At 74.0% G+C, this 22400-nt stretch carries 22 protein-coding genes and 1 tRNA gene; 6 read left to right on the top strand and 17 right to left on the bottom strand.

Annotated features, from left to right (window positions below):
* The first annotated feature begins 53 nt into the window (after positions 1–53).
* The gene (locus tag ACH4T9_RS02435; RefSeq protein ID WP_396669412.1) at positions 54–1316 is read left to right on the top strand and encodes an acetyl-CoA C-acetyltransferase; all 1263 of its coding nucleotides are present in this window, start codon (positions 54–56) and stop codon (positions 1314–1316) included.
* A gap of 42 nt (positions 1317–1358) precedes the next feature.
* Here ACH4T9_RS02435 and ACH4T9_RS02430 read toward each other — a convergent pair whose 3' ends face one another.
* The 4 genes from ACH4T9_RS02430 to ACH4T9_RS02415 form a co-directional block, all read right to left on the bottom strand.
* Positions 1359–1679 (bottom strand): hypothetical protein, encoded by a 321-nt coding sequence (locus ACH4T9_RS02430; protein ID WP_396669411.1) that lies wholly within the window; start codon positions 1677–1679, stop codon positions 1359–1361.
* 35 nt (positions 1680–1714) lie between these two features.
* Positions 1715–2473 carry a Bax inhibitor-1/YccA family protein gene (locus ACH4T9_RS02425; RefSeq protein ID WP_396669410.1) on the bottom strand — a complete coding sequence of 253 codons (759 nt, stop codon included), beginning with the start codon at positions 2471–2473 and terminating at the stop codon, positions 1715–1717.
* Between the two features lie 172 nt (positions 2474–2645).
* Complete coding sequence (locus ACH4T9_RS02420) at positions 2646–3464, bottom strand: Bax inhibitor-1/YccA family protein (protein ID WP_396669409.1); 819 nt, start codon at positions 3462–3464, stop codon at positions 2646–2648.
* Between the two features lie 120 nt (positions 3465–3584).
* Positions 3585–3665, bottom strand: a tRNA-Leu gene (locus ACH4T9_RS02415).
* A gap of 100 nt (positions 3666–3765) precedes the next feature.
* Here ACH4T9_RS02415 and ACH4T9_RS02410 point away from each other — a divergent pair.
* Complete coding sequence (locus ACH4T9_RS02410) at positions 3766–5658, top strand: hypothetical protein (protein ID WP_396669408.1); 1893 nt, start codon at positions 3766–3768, stop codon at positions 5656–5658.
* A gap of 56 nt (positions 5659–5714) precedes the next feature.
* On the opposite strand, the gene ACH4T9_RS02405 is transcribed toward ACH4T9_RS02410, so the two are convergent.
* The 11 genes from ACH4T9_RS02405 to ACH4T9_RS02355 all read right to left on the bottom strand — a co-directional run bounded on the left by ACH4T9_RS02405 (position 5715) and on the right by ACH4T9_RS02355 (position 15409).
* Entirely contained in the window at positions 5715–7043 is a 1329-nt protein-coding gene (locus ACH4T9_RS02405) for an NAD(P)/FAD-dependent oxidoreductase (RefSeq protein ID WP_396669407.1), read from the bottom strand.
* Positions 7044–7146: 103 nt separating this feature from the next.
* A complete protein-coding gene (locus ACH4T9_RS02400; protein WP_396669406.1) occupies positions 7147–7719 on the bottom strand; it encodes a hypothetical protein in 573 nt (190 codons plus the stop codon).
* Between the two features lie 28 nt (positions 7720–7747).
* A complete protein-coding gene (locus tag ACH4T9_RS02395; RefSeq protein WP_396669885.1) occupies positions 7748–9124 on the bottom strand; it encodes a DUF58 domain-containing protein in 1377 nt (458 codons plus the stop codon).
* A complete protein-coding gene (locus ACH4T9_RS02390; RefSeq protein ID WP_396669405.1) occupies positions 9121–10128 on the bottom strand; it encodes an AAA family ATPase in 1008 nt (335 codons plus the stop codon). Before ACH4T9_RS02390 ends, ACH4T9_RS02395 begins: the two co-directional genes overlap by 4 nt.
* The gene (locus ACH4T9_RS02385; RefSeq protein WP_396669404.1) at positions 10128–10709 is read right to left on the bottom strand and encodes a hypothetical protein; all 582 of its coding nucleotides are present in this window, start codon (positions 10707–10709) and stop codon (positions 10128–10130) included. The genes ACH4T9_RS02390 and ACH4T9_RS02385 overlap by 1 nt, the downstream gene beginning before the upstream one ends.
* Positions 10706–11452 carry a DUF4129 domain-containing protein gene (locus ACH4T9_RS02380; protein ID WP_396669884.1) on the bottom strand — a complete coding sequence of 249 codons (747 nt, stop codon included), beginning with the start codon at positions 11450–11452 and terminating at the stop codon, positions 10706–10708. Before ACH4T9_RS02380 ends, ACH4T9_RS02385 begins: the two co-directional genes overlap by 4 nt.
* Before the next feature lie 18 nt (positions 11453–11470).
* Positions 11471–12184: a uracil-DNA glycosylase gene (locus ACH4T9_RS02375; RefSeq protein ID WP_396669883.1), complete on the bottom strand. Its 714-nt coding sequence runs from the start codon at positions 12182–12184 to the stop codon at positions 11471–11473.
* A gap of 19 nt (positions 12185–12203) precedes the next feature.
* Entirely contained in the window at positions 12204–12890 is a 687-nt protein-coding gene (locus ACH4T9_RS02370) for a dienelactone hydrolase family protein (protein WP_396669403.1), read from the bottom strand.
* Positions 12891–13159: 269 nt separating this feature from the next.
* Positions 13160–13858 (bottom strand): hypothetical protein, encoded by a 699-nt coding sequence (locus tag ACH4T9_RS02365; protein ID WP_396669402.1) that lies wholly within the window; start codon positions 13856–13858, stop codon positions 13160–13162.
* Positions 13859–14039: 181 nt separating this feature from the next.
* Positions 14040–15080 (bottom strand): HAAS signaling domain-containing protein, encoded by a 1041-nt coding sequence (locus tag ACH4T9_RS02360; RefSeq protein ID WP_396669401.1) that lies wholly within the window; start codon positions 15078–15080, stop codon positions 14040–14042.
* Positions 15077–15409 (bottom strand): PadR family transcriptional regulator, encoded by a 333-nt coding sequence (locus ACH4T9_RS02355; protein WP_396669400.1) that lies wholly within the window; start codon positions 15407–15409, stop codon positions 15077–15079. Before ACH4T9_RS02355 ends, ACH4T9_RS02360 begins: the two co-directional genes overlap by 4 nt.
* A 153-nt stretch (positions 15410–15562) precedes the next feature.
* Here ACH4T9_RS02355 and ACH4T9_RS02350 point away from each other — a divergent pair, with 153 nt between their 5' ends.
* The 4 genes from ACH4T9_RS02350 to ACH4T9_RS02335 all read left to right on the top strand — a co-directional run bounded on the left by ACH4T9_RS02350 (position 15563) and on the right by ACH4T9_RS02335 (position 20747).
* The gene (locus ACH4T9_RS02350) at positions 15563–18448 is read left to right on the top strand and encodes a BTAD domain-containing putative transcriptional regulator (protein WP_396669399.1); all 2886 of its coding nucleotides are present in this window, start codon (positions 15563–15565) and stop codon (positions 18446–18448) included.
* A 30-nt stretch (positions 18449–18478) separates the two neighbouring features.
* A complete protein-coding gene (locus ACH4T9_RS02345; protein WP_396669398.1) occupies positions 18479–19468 on the top strand; it encodes an ATP-binding cassette domain-containing protein in 990 nt (329 codons plus the stop codon).
* A 104-nt stretch (positions 19469–19572) separates the two neighbouring features.
* On the top strand, positions 19573–20328 hold the full coding sequence (locus tag ACH4T9_RS02340) for an ABC transporter permease (RefSeq protein ID WP_396669397.1): 756 nt from the start codon (positions 19573–19575) through the stop codon (positions 20326–20328).
* Positions 20329–20621: 293 nt separating this feature from the next.
* Entirely contained in the window at positions 20622–20747 is a 126-nt protein-coding gene (locus ACH4T9_RS02335) for a hypothetical protein (RefSeq protein WP_396669396.1), read from the top strand.
* Between the two features lie 379 nt (positions 20748–21126).
* Here the strand turns inward: ACH4T9_RS02335 and ACH4T9_RS02330 are convergent, their stop codons facing one another.
* The gene (locus tag ACH4T9_RS02330; protein WP_396669395.1) at positions 21127–21351 is read right to left on the bottom strand and encodes a hypothetical protein; all 225 of its coding nucleotides are present in this window, start codon (positions 21349–21351) and stop codon (positions 21127–21129) included.
* Between the two features lie 91 nt (positions 21352–21442).
* Positions 21443–22384 (bottom strand): exopolyphosphatase, encoded by a 942-nt coding sequence (locus tag ACH4T9_RS02325; protein WP_396669882.1) that lies wholly within the window; start codon positions 22382–22384, stop codon positions 21443–21445.
* Positions 22385–22400 lie beyond the last annotated feature (16 nt).

Raw genomic sequence — 22400 nt, 5'->3', positions numbered from 1 at the left:
CCCGCCGGGTGGGACGCTTCCCCGGCATGTTACCGGCAAGTTAACGTTGGTTCATGCCGACCGAGTCGTCCCGCGACGCCGTCATCGTCGCCACCGCCCGCTCCCCCATCGGCCGGGCGCACAAGGGTTCCCTGCGCGATGTCCGCCCCGATGACCTCGCCGCCACCATCGTCCGGGCCGCCCTGGACAAGGTCCCCCAGCTCGACCCCGCCGAGATCGACGACCTCTACCTGGGCTGCGGCCTGCCCGGTGGCGAGCAGGGCTTCAACATGGCCCGGGTGGTCGCCACCCTGATGGGCCTGGACGGCCTGCCGGGCGCCACCCTGACCCGGTACTGCGCCTCCTCGCTGCAGACCACCCGGATGGCGATGCACGCGATCCGGGCCGGCGAGGGCGACGTGTTCGTCTCCGCCGGGGTCGAGATGGTCTCCCGTTACGCCCGGGGCAACTCCGACGGGCTGCCGCCCGAGGCGCAGGCGCTGGTGGGTGGCGGTTGGGAGAACCCCCGCTTCGCGGCGGCGCGGGAGCGGTCGACGCAGCGTGCCCAGGGCGGCGCGGAGGTCTGGACGGACCCGCGAGAGTCCGGCGAACTGCCTGACATCTACCTGGCCATGGGACAGACCGCCGAGAACCTGGCCCAGGTGCACGACGTGACCCGCGCCGACATGGACGCCTTCGGCGTGCGCAGCCAGAACCTGGCCGAGAAGGCGATCGCCGACGGCTTCTGGGCCCGCGAGATCACCCCGGTCACCACCGCCGACGGCACCGTGGTCGACGGGGACGACGGGCCCCGGGCCGGGGTCACCCTGGAGGGGGTCGCCGGGCTGAAGCCGGTGTTCCGCCCCGACGGCCGGATCACCGCCGGCAACTGCTGCCCGCTCAACGACGGCGCGGCAGCCGTGGTGATCATGAGCGCCCAGCGGGCCCGGGACCTGGGCATCACCCCGCTGGCCCGGATCGTCTCCACCGGGGTCACCGCGCTGTCCCCCGAGATCATGGGCCTCGGCCCGGTCGAGGCGTCGCGGCAGGCGCTCGCGCGGGCCGGCATGACCATCGACGACGTCGACCTGGTCGAGATCAACGAGGCGTTCGCCGCCCAGGTGATCCCCTCCTACCGGCAGCTCGGCATCCCCGAGGAGAAGCTGAACGTGATGGGCGGGGCGATCGCCGTCGGCCACCCGTTCGGCATGACCGGCGCCCGGATCACCGGCACCCTGCTCAACGCCCTGGAGTGGCACGACGGGTCGGTCGGCCTGGAGACCATGTGCGTCGGCGGCGGCCAGGGCATGGCCATGGTCCTCGAGCGCCTCGGCTGACACCGGCGGGCCGGGCGGGTACCGGGCCCGGCACGGCGGCGGTCAGAGCACGGTACGGGTCGCCGTCACCTCGGCGGCGGCCCGGGCCAGCAGGTCGGTGGCCGGCCCGGCGGCCAGCAGGTCGGCGGTGACCACCCGGAGCTGGTCGGGCAGGGCGAGGTCGTTGCCGAGCCTGGGCACCGCCCGGCGGGGCTGCCCCTCGGCGTCGGCGGCGAGGTTCGCGAGCTCCTGCACCAGCCGGTGCACCAGGTCGGCCCGGGCCACGTTGCCACCCCCGGCGACCGCCGCCCAGCGCGGTTGCTGCCAGTGCCCGACCTGACGGACCAGCAGTCCCACCGCCCGGTCCAGTTCCGCTGCGCTCACCGCACCGAGTCTACGAAAGGCCGTCGGCCGGCCGGTCACCGGCGCAGGTAGCTGAGCAGTCGCAGCAGCTGCCAGTAGAGGAAGACCAGGCCGGCGAGCAGCCCGAACGCGCAGTACCACGCGTACCGGCGGGGCAGGCCCGCGAGGACCGACCGCTCGACCATGTCGAAGTCGAGGATGAAGCTGAACGCGCCGGCGATGATCGCCACCGCCGAGAACAGGTACGCCAGCCAGCCGACACCGGCGGTCAGGCTGTACACCTCCACCCCCTGCCGGCCGGTCAGCAGGTACGCGACCAGGTTCACCACGCCGATCGCGACGATCCCGAGCAGGGTGCCGGCCACCAGCCGGGCCAGCCGCGGGGTGGCCCGGACCACCCGGGCCCGGTACAGCAGCGCCATGCCGAGGAAGACGCCGGACGTGCCCACCACGGCCTGCACCACGATCCCCGGGTAGACCAGCTCGAACGCCCGGCTGGCCACCCCGAGCAGCAGCCCCTGGAGCACCGCGTACCCGGCGATCAGCGCCGGGTTGGTGCTGCCGCGCAGCGAGATGACCAGCGCCAGCACGATCGCCGCCAGCGCGGAGCCGGCCAGCGCGGCGGAGATCCACACCGCCTGCGGGACGACGAACCAGGCCACCGCCGCCGTGGCGACGGTGAGCAGCAGCAGCCCGATGGTGCGCAGCACCACGTCGTCGACGGTCATCGTCTCGGCGCCGAGCCCGAGCACCTCGCGTTCCCGCCGGCGGGTGTCGTCCAGCCGGTCCAACACCGGGTTGGAACTGCGCACCATCACCTCCTGACCGACGTACCCCTCGCAGTCACTCTGCCCCGGCGGCGTTGGCGGCGGCGGGCAAACGCCGGGGCCCGCTCCCGGCGGGGCCGGTGGCGGGCGGCGGCCGGCCCGCAGACGACGGCGCCCGCCGCCGCGGGTCGCGGGGGCGGGCGCCGGTCGGCGACACGGGTCAGTCGTCGCCCTGGAAGTAGCTCAGCAGGCGCAGGATCTCGATGTAGAGCCAGACCAGGCTGACCAGGATGCCGAACGCGGCCGTCCAGGAGTAGCGCTGGGGCAGCCCCATCCGGACGCCCTCCTCCACCTCCGCGAAGCTGAGCACGAAGCTCAGCGACGCGACCACGATGCAGACCAGGCTGAAGCCGATCGCCAGCGGGCTGCCGTCACGCAGGCCCGTGTTGACGCCGAACAGCGCCAGCACCAGGTTGATCATCATCACCGCGAAGAGGCCGACCATCGCCGCGACCATGCCGCGGACGAACTTGGGCGTCGCCCGGATGACCCGTGCCTTGTACAGCATGGCCATCAGGAAGAACACGCCGAAGCTGGCCACCACGGCCTGGAGCACGATGCCGTCGTAGAGCGAGTTGAAGGCCTTGCTCACCATGCCGACGAAGACGCCCTCGACGACGGAGTACGCGACGACCAGCGCCGGGTTCGCCATCCGGGAGAACGAGATGATCAGGCCGAGCACCAGGCCGACCATCGCGGCGCCGATCCAGGCGACGCCGAGCAGCGAGTCAGGCACGAGCACCCAGGCCGCCGCGGCGGACACGCCGAGGATGCCGAGGAGCGTGACGGTCTTGACCACCACGTCGTCGATGGACATCGGCGTCACGGTGGGCGGCGCGGCCGGGTAGCCGGTCGCGCCCGGGTACTGCTGTGGGGGGTATCCGGGCTGCCCGTAGGGCCCGGTCGGGGCGTACCCGGTGGCGCGCTCCCGCTCGGCCGCTTGGCCGAGCCGGGCGAGCACCGGGTTCGAAGTCTTCACTGTCTGGCCTCCCTCAGGGGGTCGTCGCACGTGAACGTGCCCTTCCAGGGTAAACGCCGCGATCGACGCCGTGGAGATCACCGAGCGAGGCAGGAGCTGTGAAGAAGCTGAGAGGCGAGGTGCCCGGGGCGGGGGTCGAACCCGCACGCCTTGCGGCAGCCGCTTTTAAGGCGGCCGTGTCTGCCTTTCCACCACCCGGGCGGGGCCACGCCGACGCGCCGACGCATCGGTGCAGTGTCACCGTAGCGGGTCCGCGACGACCCGGCGTACCCCGTCACCGCCGCCGCACTAGGGTCGAGGCGTGAGCAGCGCAGCCCCCACGGCCCCCGACGCCGCCCCCGCACAAGCACTCCGTTCCGATGCCCCTGCTCCGGCCGGTTCCCGGTGGGCCAGGCTCCGGGCCGCCGCCGCCCGGAACCGGGCCGACCTGCTCGTCGGGCTGCTCTTCGCGGCCCTCGCGGTCTGGCTCACCCACGGCCTGTGGCCGGACCCCGCCGGCCGGGTGCTGACGCTCAACCCGGAGGACCAGGCCCTGTACGAATGGTTCCTGGCCGTCGACTCGCGCGCCCTGCTCGGCGACTTCGGTCTGCTCACCGACCGGCTCAACGCCCCGGACGGGGTGAACCTGATGGCCAACACCACGGTAATCGCGCTCGGCGTGCTCTTCGCCCCGGTGACCCTGCTGTTCGGCGCGCCGGTCACCTTCGCCCTGCTCGCGGCGCTCAACCTGGCCGGCACCGCGTTCGCCTGGCACCTGCTCTTCGCCCGGGTCCTGGGGGCCCGCCGGCTGGCCGCCGCGCTCGGCGCCGGGCTGTGCGGCTTCGGCCCGGGGATGATCTCGCAGACCAACAGCCACCTGCACATGACCGCGCAGTGGCTGGTTCCGGTGATCGTCTGGCTGGTGGTCCGGCTGCTGCGCGCCGCCGACCCGCTGGGTCGGGCCGGCCGCCCCCGGGGCCGGGCGGACGACGTGCGCGACGAGGGCGGGGCGGGACCGGCCCGGGTCGGCCCGGACCGGCGTCGGATGCTCACCTCCGCCGTCGGCCTGGCCGCCGCGGTCAGCGTCCAGGTCTTCGTCGGCGAGGAGGTGCTCTTCCTCTGCGCGGTGACGCTGCTGGTGATGGCCGTCGCGTACGCCCTGGCCGACCGGGCGCTGCTGCGCCGGGCGCTGCCCGGCTTCGCCGGCGGGATACTGCTCGCCGCCGGGCTGGCCCTGCTCGTGCTGGGGTACCCGCTGTGGTTCCAGTTCGCCGGCCCGCTGGGCGTCGCGGACGGGATGTTCAGCCCGCACTACTTCTCGGCCGACCTGAGCAGCTGGTGGACCGTCTCCCCGCTGTCGGTGATGGGCAGCGACGAGGCGGCCCGGCTCACCACCGGGCCGGCGGAGTACAACACCTTCCTCGGCTGGCCGCTGCTGGTGGTCACCGTCGGCTGCGCGGTCTGGCTGGGCCGCCGCCCGCTGGTGATCGCCTGCGCGGCGGGGGCGCTGGCGATGGGCGCGCTCTCGCTCGGCCCGGACGTGGTCCTCGGCGGCGACCGGACCACCGTCCCCGGCCCGTACGCCCTGCTCGGCGGCCTGCCGGTGGTCGACGGGGCGCTGCCGATGCGGTTCGCCCTGGGGGTGCTGCCGGTGATCGCGACGCTGCTGGTGCTGGCCGTGGACCGGGCGCTGCGCGACGCCGGGACGACCCGCCGGCTGATCCCGGCGGCGGTCGGGATCGCGCTACTGCCGGTCCTGCCGGCGCCGCTGCCCACCGCTGAGCGGCCGGCGCTTCCCGAGTTCGTCACCGGCGGCCACTGGCAGGAGTGCGTCCGGCCCGGCGGGGTGCTGGTGCCGGTGCCGCTGCCCACCCCGAAGGAGCCGTGGCCGATGCGCTGGGCGACCGCGGCGGACGCGGCCTTCGGCATGCCGGAGGGCTTTTTCATCGGCCCGTACGGCCGCGGCGACACAGCCGCCATGGGCACCTGGAAGCGACCGACGTCGGCCCTGCTCACGAACGTGGCGCAGCAGGGTGGCCGGCCCGTGATCGGCGACGCGGAGCGCCAGCAGGCCGCCCGGGACGCCGACCGCTGGGGCGCGTCCTGCTTCGCGCTGGCTGAGAGCACACCGCGCGCCGACGACCTGCGGGCCGTCCTGGACCAGCTCTACGGCCCGTCCACCCGGATCGCCGACGCCTGGATCTGGCGGGTCTGAGGCCCCCACGAAGAGTGGGCCCCCTCGTCGGCGAGGGGGCCCACTCTTCGTGCGAATCAGACGCGGGGGGCGACCGGCTGGGACGCCTCGACGAACTCCTCGCGCGGGTCGTGCAACTGGCCCAGGGCGACCACCTCGCGCTTGAGGAAGAACGCCAGCGACCAGTCGACCACGACCCGGACCTTGCGGTTGAACGACGGGATCCGGCTCATGTGGTACGTCCGGTGCATGAACCACGCCGGCAGGCCGGTCATCTTGATGCCGTACACCTGGGCCACGCCCTTGTACAGGCCGAGGCTCGCCACGCTGCCCGCGTGCTTGTGCTTGTATTCCACCGGCTGGCGCCCGCGGACCACGTTCGCGATGTTGTCGGCCATCCGGGCGGCCTGGCGCACCGCATGCTGGGCGCTCGGCGAGCAGAAGTTGCCCGGCTCCTTGGTCAGGTCCGGCACCGCCGCGCAGTCGCCGGCGCTCCACGCGCCCTCGACCACCCGGTCGCCGTCGACGACCTGGAGGGTCGGCAGGCAGGTGACCCGGCGGCGCTCGTCGCGCGGGAAGTCGGTCGCGTCGAGCATCGGCGACGGCTTGACGCCGGCCGTCCAGACGATCGTGTCCGAGCGGAAGCTGTCACCGTCGGAGAGCTTCACCACCCCGTCGACGCAGGACTCCAGGCGGGTGTCCAGCCGGATGTCCATGTTCCGCTTCAGCAACTGCTGCACCGTGTAGGCGCCCATGTCCCGGTCGACCTCGGGCAGCACCCGCTGGGTCGCCTCGACCAGCACCCAGCGCATGTCCTCCGGCTTCAGCTCCGGGTAGTAACGCAGGGCGTCCCGGGCCATGTCCTCCATCTCGGCCAGCGCCTCGATGCCCGCGTACCCGCCGCCGACGAAGGTGAACGTCAGCGCGCTGCGCCGGACGTCCGGATCCGGCGTGGCGGCGGCCACGTCGAGCCGGTCCAGCACGTGGTTGCGCAGGTAGATGGCTTCGCCGATGGTCTTGAAGCCGATGCCGTGCTCGTGCAGGCCGGGAATCGGCAGCGTCCGGGAGACCGCGCCGGGGGCCACGATCACGTGGTCGTAGGCGATCTCCGTGGTCGGGCCGCTGATCGGCTGCACCGTGGCCACCTTGCGGTCGTGCTCGATCCGCGTGACCGTACCCGCCACCACCTTGCACCGGCGCAACTCCCGCCGCAGCGGCACCACGGAGTGCCGGGGGGAGATGTTGCCCGCCGCCGCCTCCGGGAGGAACGGCTGGTACGTCATGTGGGGCTGCGGGTCGACGACGACGACCTCCGCCTCACTTGAGGAGAGCTTCTTCGACAGACGCAGGGCGGCGTAGAGACCGACGTGCCCGGCACCGACGACAAGGATCCGCTTCGGGTTCACGTCATCCATCTTTCCCCGGGCGAGTCGGGTAATCCCGTCCGAGACCCCCTTCTGTGACGGAGCACAACACATGTGAACTGCGCGACGTCCCCCCGCCGTCCCGTTATCTGCGACGCAACAGCCACCTCAGCAGCACGCTGAGCGCCACCGCGACCAGCAGTCCCACCACGGTCGCGGCGAGGAAGCCGCGGTCCCCACCGACGCCCGACACCTCGACCAGGAGCACCCCGAGCACCGCCGAGGCGAGCAGCACCCCACCGGCCCGGGTGAGCCAGCGCACGACCACTTCCGGGTCCACCACCGCGTCGTACGGCAGCAGGGCGGCCAGCGCGCACAACGAGTGGGCCAGGTAGAGCGCCACCGCCACGGCGAGCAGCCGCCACAGCGCGACCGGCCGGCCGTACCCCTCGGTGGACAGCAGCCACCCGCCCACCGTGACCAGGGCGGCGAAGGTCGGCCAGACGCGGCGCGGCCCGACCGCCGGCAGCAGCGCCACCACCACGAGGGCCGCCAGCGGCCGCCCGGCGAGGAGGACCTGCACCGGGTACGCCAGCAGCAGGCCGGCCAGCACCGTGCCGAAGATTCCGGCGCGGACCAGCAGCGGCGCCAGGCTCACCCGGATCACCGCCGAGCGCGCCGCCCTGGCCCGTTCCGTCACCACCTCGACCGGATTCACCGGTTCCGCCCCCTCGTCCTCGCGGCCGTCACCGGGCGCCCACCCGGGGGGCGGTGGCGAGCCGGGCCACGTCCCGCAGCACCTGGTCCAGGCTGCCCGCGCCGGCCCAGCGGACCACCGGCACGCCGTGCTCGCGGAGCTGGCCGATCATCGTGTCCCGGTCCAGCCGCCACAGCCGGAAGGCCACCTCGGCCCAGCCCTGCCGACCCGGCGGTGCGAGGTCGGCCGGGAGCGTGTCCACGGCCACCACGAACCGCCCGGACCGGGCCAGCCGGGCCAACATCTGGGCGGACCGCTCGTCCAGCAGCGGGGTGAGCACCACCACCAGCGCGTCCGAGGAGAGCAGGTGCGGCCCGAAGATCTGGTCGTACGGCTCGTGCGGGGACGCCTCGGCGCGCACGTCGAGCAGCCACTCCAGCAGCGTCAGGTACTGTCGCCGGCCGGACGCGGCGCGCAGCCGGCGGGCAGCCGGCCCGTACTCCAGCATCGCCACCCGGTCGCCCCGGTGCAGGTAGTGCTCGCCGATCGCGGCGGCGGCCCGGACGGTCGTGTCCAACACCGAGGCGGCCCCGCCGACGCCACCCGAGCGGCCCGCCTCGGCGAGCACGTCCAACAGGACCACCACCTCGGCATCCCGGTCCGACAGGGTGGCCGCCACATGCAGCTGCCGGGCCCGCAGCGAGACCCGCCAGTCGATGCGGCGCAGCCGGTCGCCGGGGCCGAAGACCCGCACGCCGGCCAGCTCACCGCCCTCGCCCGGGCGGCGGGAGTGGTGCGCGCCGACCAAGCCAGCGGCCCGGGGCATCGCCTCCACCGCCTCGAACGGCTCCGTCCTCGGGTACACCCGCACCCGGGCCGGCTCGGTGACCGCCGCCCGGGAGACCAGCAGCCCGCCCGCGGCGGCGACCCGGGCGCCGGCCGGGCCGACGGGGTGCCGGCCCCAGCGCCGGGCCTTCCCGGTCAGCTCCAGGTCGACGGCGGTGCCGGTGTCCACGACGGTGACGAAGGGCCGGTCCACCCCGCTGCGGGACAGGTCGACCCGGGCCCCGCCGACCTGGGCGCGCTCGACCAGCAGCCAGGGCGAGACGCGGGTGCGGACCACGGCGACGTCGTACCCCACGGTGTCCGGGTTGCCGACGGTGACCGTGCCGGTGAACTCGCCGCCCTCGACCAGGTGCGCCTCGTCGGCGGCGACCCACACCTGCGGCCCGGCGGTCGGCCGGCGGCGCAGCGCGTACGCGGTGCCGAGCGCGAACGGCGCGGCCAGCACGACCAGGTCGACCCGGCCGAGTAACACCCCGGCGATCAGCAGCAGGCCGGTGAGCAGCACCGCCCGGCCGAGCGCCCGGGTCGGCGCCCAGCCCGCCGCCGGCTGCTGCCCCTCGTCAGTGGGCACGGCCGTCAGCGTCCCGGCCCGCCGGCGGCGTAGCTCGGAAGCGCGCCGCTGGCCGGGGCCGGGGTCTGGTCGAGCACCTCGCCGACGACGAAGGACGGGTCGACCCGGCGCAGCCACATCTCCGGGCGCAGCGTGATCCGGTGCGCCAGGGCAGGCGCGGCCACCTCCTTGACGTCCTCCGGCACCACGTAGTCCCGGCCGGCGAAGACCGCCCTGGCCCGGGCCAGCAGCAGCAGCGCCAACGAGCCACGTGGAGAAGCCCCGACCAGCACCGACGGGTGCTCCCGGGTGGCCGCGGTCAACTGCACGATGTACCGGCCGATGGAGTCCTCCACCACCACGTCCTCCAGCGCGGCCTGCATGGCCCGCAGGGTGGCGGCGTCGACGACCGGCTTGATCTCGGCCTCCTCGCGGCGGCGGGCGATCCGCCGGCGCAGCACGTCCCACTCCTCCTCCCGGTCCGGATAGCCGAACGACACCCGCAGCAGGAACCGGTCGAGCTGCGCCTCCGGCAGCGGGTACGTCCCCTCGTACTCGATCGGGTTGGCGGTGGCCAGGACGTGGAACGGCTCGTCCAGCCGGTAGGTGACGCCCTCCACGGAGACCTGCTTCTCCTGCATGGCCTCCAGCAGCGCCGACTGGGTCTTCGGCGGCGTCCGGTTGATCTCGTCGGCGAGCAGCAGGTTGGTGAAGACCGGGCCGGCCCGGAAGGAGAAGTCGCCGGTGCGCTGGTCGTACAGGAACGAGCCGGTGACGTCGGCGGGCAGCAGGTCGGGGGTGAACTGGAGACGGCGGAAGTCCAGCCCGAGGGCCTGGGCGAAGCAGCGGGCGGTCAGCGTCTTGCCCAACCCGGGCAGGTCCTCCAGCAGCACGTGGCCGCCGGCCAGGATGCCGGCGAGGACCAGCTCCAGGGTCTCCCGCTTGCCGACCACGACCGAGCCGACCGCGTCCAGCACCGCCCGGGCCAGGCGGCCGACCTCGACGGTGGGCAGGGTGCGGTCCACGTCGTTCATCAGATCTTCTCCAGTTCGGCGACGATCGCCGCGAGGTCGCGCGGCGACGGGGTGCGGCGGGGTGGGGTGTCGAGGAACATCGAGAGCCGGTCCCCGAGCAGGGCGCGGGCGCGGGCCGGGTCGGACTCGCGGGTGACGCCGTGCCGCTGGCGCAGCCGCTCGTCGGCCAGCTCGCCGAGGCGGGGCAGGAGCCGCTCGGCGAACCGCTCCGGCCGGCCCGACGACCAGTCCAGCGGCCGTTCCCAGCCGTTGATCGCGGCGCGCAGCGCGTCCCGGGCGGCCCAGTGGTAGTGACCGTCCTCCTCGCCGGCGGGCGCGCGGGCCCCGACCCGGGGCGGGGGCGGCGGGGCGAGCGCGGCGGTGACCCGGCGGACGGCGAGCAGCGCGACCACCCCGGCGACGACAACCGCCAGCGAGACCTGGAGGCCGACCGTGCGCAGCCCGGCGACCGCGACCGCGGTGAGCGCCCCGGTCACCGCGAGGGTCCGCAGCACGCCCCTGACCCGGCCCCCCTGGGTGACCTGGGCCTGCGGCGGCGGCTCCTCCTCGAAGGTGAGCAGGTCGTCGATGCCGGCGCTCATGCCGACGCCCCCTCGACCGGTTCGCCGGCGGCCACGGCGGTCAGCTCGCCGCGCAGCCGGCGCAGCGCGGCCCGGGCCTGGTCGCGGGTGCGCTCGTCGACAGGGCGGGTGGCGTACCGGGCCTCGCGGTAGACGTGGGCGAACTCGGCCAGCACGTCGGCGCTGACGATCGCCGGGATCCCCGCCTCGGGGTCGCCGCGCAGCAGCCGGGTCACCAGGTCGGTGGAGGTGTCCCCGGTCCGCCGGACCACCCCGGCCGCGTCGGCGGCCTCCTCCAGGCGCACCCAGCAGGCGATCACGGCGGTACGCGGGTCGACGTCGGCGTCGTCCAGCTCGACCAGGCCGGCGTCGAGCGCGGCGACCACCTCGCGGGCGGTTCCCTCGGCGGTGCGCCGGGCCCGGCGCGACGGCAGCGCCCGGGTGGTGCGGCGGGCCATCCCCCGGACCAGGGTCCAGGTCAGGTAGCCGAGGGCGACGGCGATCGCCAGGCCGAGCAGCACCACCGCGACGGTGCCGAGCCACTCGGGGATGTGCGCGCGGGTGGCCTCCCCGGCGTCGCGCGGCTCGGCCGGGATCGAGGACGGCGGCTGCACCGACGGGTAGTCCGGCACGTACGGGATGTTGTCGGCGGGCGGGATGCGGCTGGCGCCGAGCGACGAGTGGCCGGCGGCCAGCGCGGCGACGGCGAGCAGGGCGGCCACCGCGCCGACCGGCCACCACCTGCGCAGCACGCTGAGGTCCATCGCCACCGCCCCACGCCGTCAGTCCACCCCGGCCAACTGCCTCGCCCGGGCGAACACGTCGTCCAGCATCCCCGGGGTCAACCGCCCGGTAAAGGTGTTCTGCTGGCTGACGTGGTAACAACCGAGCAGCGCCGGTGCGGTCGTGCCGGACCAGTGTGCCCCATGGCCGAAAGCCGGTCGAGGGCTGGGCGGGCGAACGCCGTACACCTCGCGCAACACCGGCCACCACGCGGCCCAGGCGAACGCGCCGAGCGCGACCACGACGCGCAGGGTGGGCCTGATCAGCGCGACCTCGCGGTGCAGCCACGGCGCGCAGGTGTCCCGCTCCGACGGGGTGGGCTTGTTGTCCGGCGGAGCGCAGCGCACGGCGGCGAAGATCCGGGTGTCGCGCAGGGCCAGGCCGTCGTCGGCGGCGACGCTGGTCGGCTGGTTGGCCAGGCCCGCGCGGTGCAGCGCGGCGAAGAGCACGTCGCCGGAGCGGTCCCCGGTGAAGATCCGCCCGGTGCGGTTGCCGCCGTGCGCGGCGGGGGCCAGGCCGAGGATCGCGAGCCGGGCGTCGGCCGCGCCGAAGCCGGGCACGGGCCGCCCCCAGTACCGCTGGTCGCGGAACGCCGCCCGCCGCGTCCGGGCGACCTCCTCCCGCCAGTCGACCAGGCGCGGGCAGGCGAAACAGTCGCTGACCGCGCCGTCGAGGTCGGCGAGGTCGGCCGCCCGCGCGGCGCGCGCGACCACCTCGCCCGGGGTACGGGGCTCAGCCAAGCTTCGCCCGGAACTGTTCGAGGGTGCGGGCCCAGGCGGTGGCGGCGGCCCGCTGGTCGAAGCTCTCCGGCCGGTCCTCGTTGAAGAAGGCGTGCGCGGTGCCCGGGTAGTCGTACGTCTGGCAGGTGCCTCCGGCCGTCTCCACGGCCCGGCGGGCCGTCTGCACGCCGTCGGCGGTGGAGGTGCCGTCCGCCTCCGAGCAGTGGATGACGGCATCCTTGCCCGCGTACCCGCTCCACTGTGGGCTCATCCCGTCCCAGGGCAGTCGCGGGTAGAAGGCGGCGGTAGCCACGATCCGCTCGGACCGGGTGGCCGCCCAGAGCGCCAGGCTGGCGCCGGCGCAGAACCCGACGCAACCGGCCTTGCCGGCGACCTCGGTCCGGCCGGCCAGGTACTCCGCCGCGACGGCGATGTCCGCCGCAGCCTCGTCCATCTGCGCGCTGTTCAGCATGTGCCGGGGCTCACTCGGCCGGCTGGCCGGCTGGCCGCGCCGGAAGTCCGGGGCGAGGGCGACGAAGCCGGCCTCCGCGAACCGGTCCACGACCGACCGGATGTGGGGCACGAGGCCCCACCAGTCCTGGATGACGATGACCGCCGGGCTGGCCGCACCGGCGGAGGGTACCGCGAGATACCCCTCGCGCGTCCCCCCGCGGCTGGCGTAGCTCACCATCTCGCCCATCGGCTCCTCCAAGCGGTCAGTCAACGCTGGCTGGTCGCAGAGTGTTTCCTACGTGCCGGTAGCCTGCCACGCCGCGACCGCCGTCGGGAAGACGCCGGAACAGTGGCATTCACCTCCTGTCCCCCCGCCGGTGACACCTGGTATGTCGACGGCTCTCGACCGCTCGTTGCCTCCCGGAACACCGACGGCGGCGCGGGGAGACCGCGCCGCCGTCAGCCGCCGGTGCGGGGCCGTTTCGGGTCCGGAACCGGCACGTCGTTCCGGCCCGGTCAGGCCGCCTTCCTCGTCAGGCAGAGCAGGTAGCCGGTGCTGCCCGGCTTGATGTTGTAGAAGAAGTAGCCCTCCTGGCCCGGCTGGAGGAACGGCTCGCAGGCCTTCCCCGTCCGCGCCTGGGCCTCGGTCTGGCCGTTCACCCGACCCACCACCGTGTACGCCGCCTGGCTGGACGTGCAGGCGACCACCTCGGCGCCGCTGGCGTCCTTGCGCTCGCCCTCGGCGACGTCCGGCAGTTCGGCGAGGCAGTCGCCCGTCTTCGCGTCGGCGGTGCCGTCCTTGTCGAACGCGGTGGCCACGGCGGAGCCGACGCCGAACTTGAGCGCCGCGACCACGCCGACGGCGAGCAGCACGCCGACCACGCCGAGCACCTTGCGGCCGACGGACCGCTTCTTCTCCGGCTCCCCCTCCGGCTGCTTCGGCAGTTCGGCGGCCGGAACGGCGTCGCCCGGCAGCCCGGCCGGGGCCGACGCGGAGTCTCCCGGCGGCCCGGCGGCGGGCTGCCCGGCGGCCGGCAGCCCGGCGGCGGGCTGCCCAGGGGCGGCGGACTCTGCAGCGGGCGGCGGCCCGACGGGCTGCGCGGCGGCGGGCTTGGCGGCGGCCGGCGGGTCGGCCTTGGCAGCGGCCGGCGGGTCGGCGGGTCGCGGCGCGTCCTCGGACGGCGGGTTGGGGGGCGATGCGACCTGCTCTGGCACTGAGGTTCCTTCCGAGGGGTGGATGAGCAGACGACACCGTAGCGATCAACATCGAGGGGCGCTGTCCCGTTCGGCTCGTCCGTTCAGCCAATTTCCACCCCCGGTTCACCCCGGGTCACGGACGAGCGCGTCGGGGCGTCCGGCGACCCGGACGCCCCGACGCGTGGCCGGTGGGTGTGAATCAGGAGGTGGGCGTGGGCGACGCGGTCGGCACCTGCCCGCCGGTGCCGGGCAGCGGGCCGATGGTCGCCGCCGCCGACGGGGGCGACCCGGCCGTCGGCGCGCCGGACGGCGTCGGGCCCTCGGTCGGCACGGCGGACGACGGAACCGGCCCCACGGTCGGCGGACCGGACGACGGGCGCGGCCCGACCGGACCGGTCCGGAACGGCGCGTACTCCGGGCAGTACGGGTACACGGGCACCACCGCCTTCGTCCCCTCGGGCAGCCCCTCGCGTACGCACTCCCGGTACCCGAGTCGGATCGGGTTGCCGTCCTGGTCGAACAGGCGGGCGTTCTCCACCAGCCGCCCTTCGCTGTCGTAGACGAAGACGTCGCGGACGTACGGCACCTGTTCCGAGGTGGGCTGGTACCCGGACTCGTTCCAGCCGAGCCGGTCGTCCGCGTCCACGAATCCGGCGAACGCGAAGACGGCGAGGATCGCCGTGCCCGCGCGGAGCGCGATCCGGGGCCAGCGGCCCAGCACGGGGGTGCGCCTGCCCAGCCACACCGAGGCCACCACGCAGACGGCGAGCAGCAGCAGCGCGGCGAGCGTGCTGCCGCCCAGCCTCGGCAGCAGCCCGATCGGCGCACCCGTGGTGATGACGGTGATCAGCATCGCCGCGAGGTATCCGCGCAGGACCCACCAGGCGGGGCGGAGCAGCCGCAGGTACTCGCTCGCCGTGGCGTACCCGAGGATCGGGCCGAGCCGCAGGTCGGTCGCGCGCAGCCGGGCGCGGGACCAGGAAGCGACGGCGGCGGCCCGCTGGTCCAGGTTGCGGGCGGCGGCCGGGCCCCCCGCGCCGGCCGCCGTCCGCAGTTCCGCCGCGTACGCCTCGGGCATGCCCAGCCGTTCGGCCAGCGGCCCGTCGCCCTCGGCGGCCACCTCGGCCAGGTGCTCGGCCAGGTCCTCGGTCAGCTCGTCCCGGACCGTCGGCGGCAGGTCGGCCAGCGCCGCCCGGACCCGCGTCACGTAGTCCGCGATCTCCTGCTCCATGACGGTCATGCCGTCACCCCCCGATCGTCGAGCAGTGTGTCCATGGTGGTGGCGAACGAGCGCCAGAGTTTGCCGGAGCGGGTCAACTGGTCCCGGCCGGCCGCGTTCAGCGAGTAGTACTTGCGGTGCGGGCCGGACTCGCTCGGCACGACGTAGGTGGTCAGCAGGCCGGCGGCGAAGAGCCGCCGCAGAGTGCCGTAGACCGACGCGTCGCCGACCTCGTCCAGGCCGGCCTCCCGCAGGCGACGCATGATGTCGTAACCGTAGCCGTCCTCCTCCCGGAGCACGGCCAGGACCGCGAGATCCAGCACACCCTTCAACAGCTGCGTGGTATCCACGCACTGCACACTACTGCGCATTGCGAAGTACCGCAACGATCTCGGCGACCCCGCGTGGCGGGACACCGCCGGTCCGCAGCCCGCCGGTCAGCGCTCAGCGGTCAGCGCTCAGCCACGGAAGGAACAGGCCGGCCGTAGGCGACAATCGCTGCCATGCGTTTCTGCGTCCTGGGTCCGACTCAGGTGCTGCTGGCCGACGGGCGCGAGATCCCCGTGGGCGGTCCGCGGCTTCGCGCCCTGCTCGCGCTGCTCCTGCTCGACGCGGGCCGGGTGGTGTCCGCCGATCGCCTGATCGAAGGCCTGTACGGCGAGCATCCGCCCCGCGGCGCGTCCAACGCGCTCCAGTCCCAGGTGTCGCGGCTGCGTCAGGCCCTGCCCGCAGAGCACACGGTCGAGTTCCACCCAGCCGGTTATCGCCTCGCCGTGGATCCCGCTGACGTCGACGCGTACCGGTTCGAGAGCCTCGCCGAGACGGGGCACCGCGCGCTCGCCGGCGGCGACTGGCTGCGCGCCACGGTCGTGTTGGGCGAGGCGCTGGACCTGTGGCGCGGTCCGGCCCTGGCCGACGTCATCGACGTGGCCGGTGCACCCGCGCAAGCGGCCCGGCTGGACGAGGTGCGGCTGGCCGCCAACGAGGATCGCATCGAGGCGGAGCTGGCGCTGGGCGGGCATGCCGCCCTGGTAGCGGAGCTGCGGCAGCTGGTCGCCGCACATCCGTTGCGGGAGCGACCGCGGGGCCAGCTCATCCGCGCCCTGTCCGCCTCAGGCCGGCCGGCCGAGGCACTCGCCGAGTTCGAGGACGCCCGGCGCACGCTGGCCGAGGAACTCGGCGCCGACCCGTCGGCCGCGCTGGCCGCGATCCACCTGGACGTGCTGCGCGGCGAGGAACGCCCGGCCACGCGCGAGGAACCCGAACCCGGGCTACCGAGCCAGCTCACCACGTTCGTCGGGCGGGAGGAGGAGCTCAAGCGCGTTGGCGAGTTGCTCGGCGAGCGAAGGCTGATCACTCTCGTCGGCCCCGGGGGAGCGGGCAAGACGCGGTTGGCGATCGAGGCCGCGAGCCGTCCAGACAGCCAGGTCCGTCTCGTCGAGCTGGCCTCGCTGGCCCACGGTGCGGACGTACCGCAGGCGGTGCTGAGCGCGCTCGGCCTGCGCGATGCGGGCCTGCGCGCCCCGGCCGAGCCTGGCCGGGACTCCACCGACCGGCTGGTCGCGGCACTGGCCGAGCGGCGGCTGCTGCTCGTGCTCGACAACTGTGAGCACGTCATCGCCGATGCGGCCCGGTTGGTCGCACGGTTGCTGAGCGCGTGTCCGGCGCTACGCGTCCTCACCACGAGTCGCGAGCCGCTCGGGCTGGCCGGCGAGGCGTTGTGCCCGGTGTCCGGGCTCACCCTGCCGCCGCCCGGCGCGTCGGTGGTCGAGGCCCACGATTACGCCGCGGTCAGGCTGTTCGCCCAGCGGGCCGCCGACGTCGCGCCCGACTTCACGGTCACGTCGGCCAACGTCGAGATGGTGCTGCGGATCTGCCGTGCCCTCGACGGCCTGCCGCTGGCGATCGAACTGGCCGCCGCGCGGCTGCGGGCGCTGCCGGTCGCCGAGGTGGCCGCCCGCCTCGACGATCGGTTCCGGCTGCTGTCGATGGGCAGCCGGGCGGCGACGCAGCGGCACCGGACGCTCCGCGCGGTGGTCGAGTGGAGCTGGGACCTGCTCGACGATGCCGAACGGAAGCTGGCCCGACGACTGACCGTGTTCGCCGGTGGTACCACGGTGGAGGCGGCCGAGCGGGTCTGTGGCCTGCCTACCGCCGAGTTCGTCGACGCGCTGGCCGGCCTGGCCGACAAGTCCTTCGTGGAGTTGAGTGTCGGCCGGTACCGGATGCTCGAGACGGTGCGCGCCTTCTGCGCCGAGCGGCTCACCGAAGCCGGTGAGGCCGACCAGCTGCGCCGCGCGCACGCCGCGTACTTCTTGGAGTTCGCCTGGACCGCCGACGGCCACCTTCGCCGGGCGGAGCAGTTGGAGTGGCTACGGCGGCTCGACGCCGAGCGGGACAACCTGCATGCGGCGCTGCGTCGCGCCACCGGGTCCGGTGACGCGCCTGACGCGGCCGGGATGGTCGCGGCCCTGTCGTTCTACTGGTGGCTGCGCGGCATGCGCGGCGAAGGGGCCAGACTGGCCGGCGATGTCCTCGACGTGCTCGGCGCCGAGGCGCCACCCAATCTGCGCGAGGAGTTCGCCCTGTGCGTCTACCACGCCTCGCTCGGCGGTTCCGGCCGTCTGCCGCCGCCCCTCGGATCGCAGCGCTCCCTGATCCACAGCCTCGACCGGCCACCTCGGCAGCCCTTCCTGCTCTATCTGTCCGGGATCGCGACCGGACCGCCGACCGGGGTCACGGAGGACGTCGACGAACTGACGCGGGAGCTGCAGCGGGTGGTCGGCTCGGACCCGTGGATCGATGCGCTCGGCGCGATGGGAGTCGGCTCGGCGCGGATGTCCAATGGTGAGTGGGACCGGGCGAGGACCGCGCTGGTCACCGCGCTCGCCGGCTTCCGGAGCATCGGCGACCGGTGGGGGTCGATGATCACGTTCGGTGCGATCGGCGAACTCGCGGCCGGGCAGGGTGATCCGGGAGCGGCGAGCGCGTTCCTGGACCAGGCCATGGAGCTGGCCGATGAACTCGGGTCGACCGTCGACGAGGCCGACATGCGGCGTACCCGGGGCGAGATAAGGCTGCGCGCCGGTGACCTCGCCGCGGCGCAGGACGACTTCGCCCGCGCACTGCTCCTCGCGCAGCGCGGTGGCGCGCCGGAGTTCATATCCGGCGCTCGCCTCGGCCTCGCCCAGGTAGCGCGGTCGCGCGGAGATCTCGCCGAGGCCAGGCGGCTGTGCGAGGCGGCGCTGGCCGGCGGGCTCACCGGCTGGTACATCGGCGAGGCCACGCGTTCGGAGATCATCCTCGTCCTCGACCAGATCACCGAGGCGGAGAACGCCGCGGCCCGGGCCGCACCGGGCGGTACGCCGCCGTCAGCCGACGGTGCGTGAGCCGTCAGCGCCGACGCGCACCGTGGGGGCATGACGACATTCGAAGTGGTCGCGGAGGGGCTGGGCAAGCGGTACGGCCCGACCCGCGCGCTCGACGATTTTGACCTGACCGTGCCGACCGGCACGGTGTACGGGCTGCTGGGACCGAACGGCGCCGGGAAGACCACCGCCGTGCGGATCCTCGCCACGCTGCTGCGCTTCGATGCCGGCCGGGCCACCGTGGCCGGATTCGACGTGGTGCGTCAGCCGGACGAGGTGCGTGCCCGGATCGGGCTGACCGGGCAGTACGCCGCGGTCGACGAGACCCTCAGCGGCCGGCAGAACCTGGAGCTGTTCGGCCGGCTGTTCAAACTCGGCCGCCGCGCGGCCCGCCAGCGCGCCGGTGAACTGCTGGAACGGTTCGGGCTCGACGAGGCGGCGAGCCGGTCCGCGGGTGAGTATTCGGGTGGGATGCGCCGCCGGCTGGACCTCGCCGCCTGCCTGATCCGCCCGCCGCACGTGCTCTTCCTCGACGAGCCGACCACCGGCCTGGACCCGCGCAGCCGCAACCAGGTGTGGGACATCGTCCGAGCCCTGGTGGCGGACGGGGCCACGGTGTTGCGGACCACGCAGTACCTGGAAGAGGCCGATCAGCTCGCCAACCGGATCGCGGTGATCGACGCCGGGCGGGTGGCGGCCGAGGGCACGCCGGACGAGCTGAAGTCGATGACCGGCGGTGACCGGATCGAGGTGGTCGTGCGCGACGCGGCCGACCTGACCCGGGCCGTCGGGATCGTCGCACGGATCTGTGCCACGGAGCCCGAGCATGATCCGGAGATCCGGCGACTCAGCGCGCCCGTGGCCGACCGGGTCGCCGGGTTGGTCGACGTGGTGCGGGCGGTGGACGACGCGGGAATCGCGGTCGAGGACATCGGCCTGCGCCGCGCGACGCTGGACGAGGCGTTCCTGCACCTGACCGGACGCCGTCCCGACGAGGCCGGCGAGCCCGTCGACGCCGGACGAAAGGCGGACGCGGCATGACGACCGCAGCCCGATCCCGCGGGACGACGACCGCCCCAGCCCCGCCGGTGTCCGCGCGGACACCGCTGGCGCGGGTACGCTCCGCAATTGCCGACGGCTGGACGATGACCAGGCGGAACATGACCCACGTGATCCGCGCGCCGGAGGAGCTGATCCTCTACTTCTCGCTGCCGATCATGTTCGTGCTGGTCTTCGGATACGTGTTCGGCAGCGGCATGCAGGTGCCAGGTGGCGGCAACTATCGCGAGTTCCTGTTGCCCGGGGTCTTCGTGATGACGATGCTGTACGGCCTTGGCGCCACCGCGACCGGCGTGGCGTTCGACCTCAGCCGGGGTGTTGTCGACCGGTTCAGGTCGATGCCGATGGCGCGTTCCGCCCTGATGACCGGCCGCAGTGCCGCGGATCTGCTGCGCGCCCTGCTGGAGATGTCCACCCTGCTGGTCTGTGGCCTGCTCGTCGGCTGGCAGTGGCGTGACGGCGCGGGCAGAGCGTTGCTCGCCGTCGGGCTCCTCCTGTTGCTGCGAGTCGCGATCACCTGGATCGGGATCTACCTGGCGCTGCTGGTCCGCAACCCGGACACGGTCGGGGTGATCGTCTTCCCAGCGGCTTTTCCGCTCACCGCGATCTCCAACGTCTTCGTGTCGCCCGAGTTGATGCCGCGGTGGATCGGTGCGATCTCGGAGTGGAACCCGCTGTCCGCAACCGTCGCTGCGATCCGCCAACTGTTCGGCAATCCGGGCATAGGTGGCGACTCGTGGCCGGCAGAGCACGCGATGCTGTTGGCGGTGGTGTGGCCGGTGCTCCTGATCGCGACGTTCGCTCCGCTGGCGGTGCGCCGCTACCAACGACTGAGCCGCTGACTCCTGGCCTCCGGTGGCCTCGACGTCCGCCGGAGACAGCACCGCGTGGGAGGAACTGCGGCGGCTCCCGGCCAGGCCCCGGGCCAACAGGTAGTTGATCGGTGCGTGCCCTTGAGGATGACAACATCGGCCCCTGCCGGGTCGACCTACCCTCCTTTGGCCCCTATGGAGCTGCCCCGTCTGCGCTCCCGCTCCGTCGCTAGCACAAACGGGGCAGCTCCATAGGGGCCGCCCGGCATGTCCCCCCACCAAGCTGGCGGGCATTCGCCGAACCACCCAGTGTGGGGGACGGCATGAACGGCATGAACGGCATGGGCGACATGGACGGCGTGGGCGGCGACATGGACGGCGTGGGCGACATGGACGGCGTGGGCGGCGTGGCGGCGACTTTCGGGGCATTCGCGGGAGCTGTGGGATAGCTGAGGTCCGGCGAGACCGAGGCCCCATCCCGCATGCCGCACACCACGAACAGAAGCGCCTTTTTCGGTGCCAAGCCGGGGCTGCGACTGACCGCACGGGAGATCTTGGAAGGAAGTGGCCCCCGGGAGGGCCGTTTCCTTCCAAGATCTCCGGTCATCCTAAGATGCGGAACGGAGTTCCTGGGATGTGGAGTTAGTTCGGGTGGGAACCGCAGGGTTGGGGGCGGGGGCCAGCGCGGCGGGACGGGGCTTCTGTGGGACGGGAGCGGCGGCGGGACAGGGTGGCCGACTACGCGGCGAGGGCCGCGCCGGAGACATCCGCGTACTGGCTTCGATATGCGCGGTACCGGACACTCCGCGACTCTGCCGGGCCTGGACTTCACCCCGCCCGCGCACGAGACCGGGGTACGGGTTGACGGTGGGCCGGCCGCCCAATGGCCGACTTGTTCAGCCACTGCAACCCGGCGAACATGACGAACTGGGACCGCCGGGCAACCGCGTCCCCATGCCCGTCGAGCTGGTAGCCGTCCGCCCAGAGCCACCCGTCGTACGTGGGCCAGTCGTGAACCCGAATGACGCGGAACACGATCGGCTTCACGAACATGCCCAGGTGCTGGTGGGCGCCAGGGCCGGTCGATCGCGCCGCCGACAGCGGCCGGAAGCCGGGCCGGAGAAGTGGCGCTGCCGGGGATCGGCTAGCCGGCGGTGGGCAGCAGGCTCCAGGCGATGCCGTCGAGGATGTCATGCTCCGAGGCCACCACCGAGGGCATCCCGGCGCGCTCCATGATCACGCGCAGCACCAGGGCGCCCGCGCCGATCACGTCGGCCCGCCCCGGGTGCATCACCGGGGTGGCGAGCCGCTGCTCGCGGGTCTTGCCGAGCAGGTCGGCGGTCACCCGCGCCACCGCGTCGTACGACACCCGGGCGTGGTGGATGCGCTCCGGCTCGTACTCGGTCAGGCCCTCGGCGAGGGCCACGACGGTGGTGACCGAGCCGGCGAGCCCGACCAGGGTGGCGGCCTGCCGCCCCGGCACGGCCTCCAGCGCGCGGTCCACGGCGGCCGTGATGTCGGCCTGCGCGGCGGCGATCTCGTCCGGGCCGGGCGGGTCGCCGTGCAGGTGCCGCTCGGTCATCCGGACGCAGCCGATGTCCACCGAGATCGCCGCCTCGACGCCGCCGGAGCGGGTGCCGACCACGAACTCTGTGGACCCGCCGCCGATGTCGACGACCAGGTACGGCGGCCGGGCGTCGGCGGGCAGGCCGCGCACCGCGCCGGTGAAGGAGAGCCGCGCCTCCTCGTCGCCGGTGACCACCTCGGGGGCCACGCCGAGGGTCCGCTCCACCATGGCCCGGAAGTCCCCGGCGTTGGAGGCGTCCCGGGACGCCGAGGTGGCGCACATCCGCACCCGCTCCGCGCCCAGCTTCTCGATCTCGCTGGCGTAGGACGCCAGCGCGACCCGGGTCCGCTCGATCGCCTCGGGCGCGAGGCGGCCCGTCCGGTCGACGCCCTGGCCGAGCCGGACGATCTCCATCCGGCGGCTCAGGTCGACCAGCGGCGCCTCCGGCCCGGCGGACGGGTCGGGCAGGTCGGCGACCAGCAGTCGGATCGAGTTGGTCCCGCAGTCGATGGAGGCCACACGCGTCGTCACGGCA

It is taken from the genome of Micromonospora sp. NPDC020750 (assembly GCF_044334565.1).
GTDB lineage: Bacteria > Actinomycetota > Actinomycetes > Mycobacteriales > Micromonosporaceae > Micromonospora.
The sequence above is the reverse complement of the archived record's forward strand: the minus strand, read 5'-3'. Positions and strand labels throughout refer to the sequence as shown.

What these genes read in the sequence shown, in the direction of transcription:
- ACH4T9_RS02380 (WP_396669884.1), bottom strand. Translation starts at nt 11,452, where the DNA reads ATGGACCTCAGCGTGCTGCGCAGGTGGTGGCCGGTCGGCGCGGTGGCC.
- ACH4T9_RS02345 (WP_396669398.1), top strand. Translation starts at nt 18,479, where the DNA reads ATGACGACATTCGAAGTGGTCGCGGAGGGGCTGGGCAAGCGGTACGGC.
- ACH4T9_RS02370 (WP_396669403.1), bottom strand. Translation starts at nt 12,890, where the DNA reads ATGGGCGAGATGGTGAGCTACGCCAGCCGCGGGGGGACGCGCGAGGGG.
- ACH4T9_RS02340 (WP_396669397.1), top strand. Translation starts at nt 19,573, where the DNA reads ATGACCAGGCGGAACATGACCCACGTGATCCGCGCGCCGGAGGAGCTG.
- ACH4T9_RS02360 (WP_396669401.1), bottom strand. Translation starts at nt 15,080, where the DNA reads ATGACCGTCATGGAGCAGGAGATCGCGGACTACGTGACGCGGGTCCGG.
- ACH4T9_RS02330 (WP_396669395.1), bottom strand. Translation starts at nt 21,351, where the DNA reads ATGTTCGTGAAGCCGATCGTGTTCCGCGTCATTCGGGTTCACGACTGG.
- ACH4T9_RS02435 (WP_396669412.1), top strand. Translation starts at nt 54, where the DNA reads ATGCCGACCGAGTCGTCCCGCGACGCCGTCATCGTCGCCACCGCCCGC.
- ACH4T9_RS02385 (WP_396669404.1), bottom strand. Translation starts at nt 10,709, where the DNA reads ATGAGCGCCGGCATCGACGACCTGCTCACCTTCGAGGAGGAGCCGCCG.
- ACH4T9_RS02425 (WP_396669410.1), bottom strand. Translation starts at nt 2,473, where the DNA reads ATGGTGCGCAGTTCCAACCCGGTGTTGGACCGGCTGGACGACACCCGC.
- ACH4T9_RS02350 (WP_396669399.1), top strand. Translation starts at nt 15,563, where the DNA reads ATGCGTTTCTGCGTCCTGGGTCCGACTCAGGTGCTGCTGGCCGACGGG.
- ACH4T9_RS02335 (WP_396669396.1), top strand. Translation starts at nt 20,622, where the DNA reads ATGAACGGCATGAACGGCATGGGCGACATGGACGGCGTGGGCGGCGAC.
- ACH4T9_RS02390 (WP_396669405.1), bottom strand. Translation starts at nt 10,128, where the DNA reads ATGAACGACGTGGACCGCACCCTGCCCACCGTCGAGGTCGGCCGCCTG.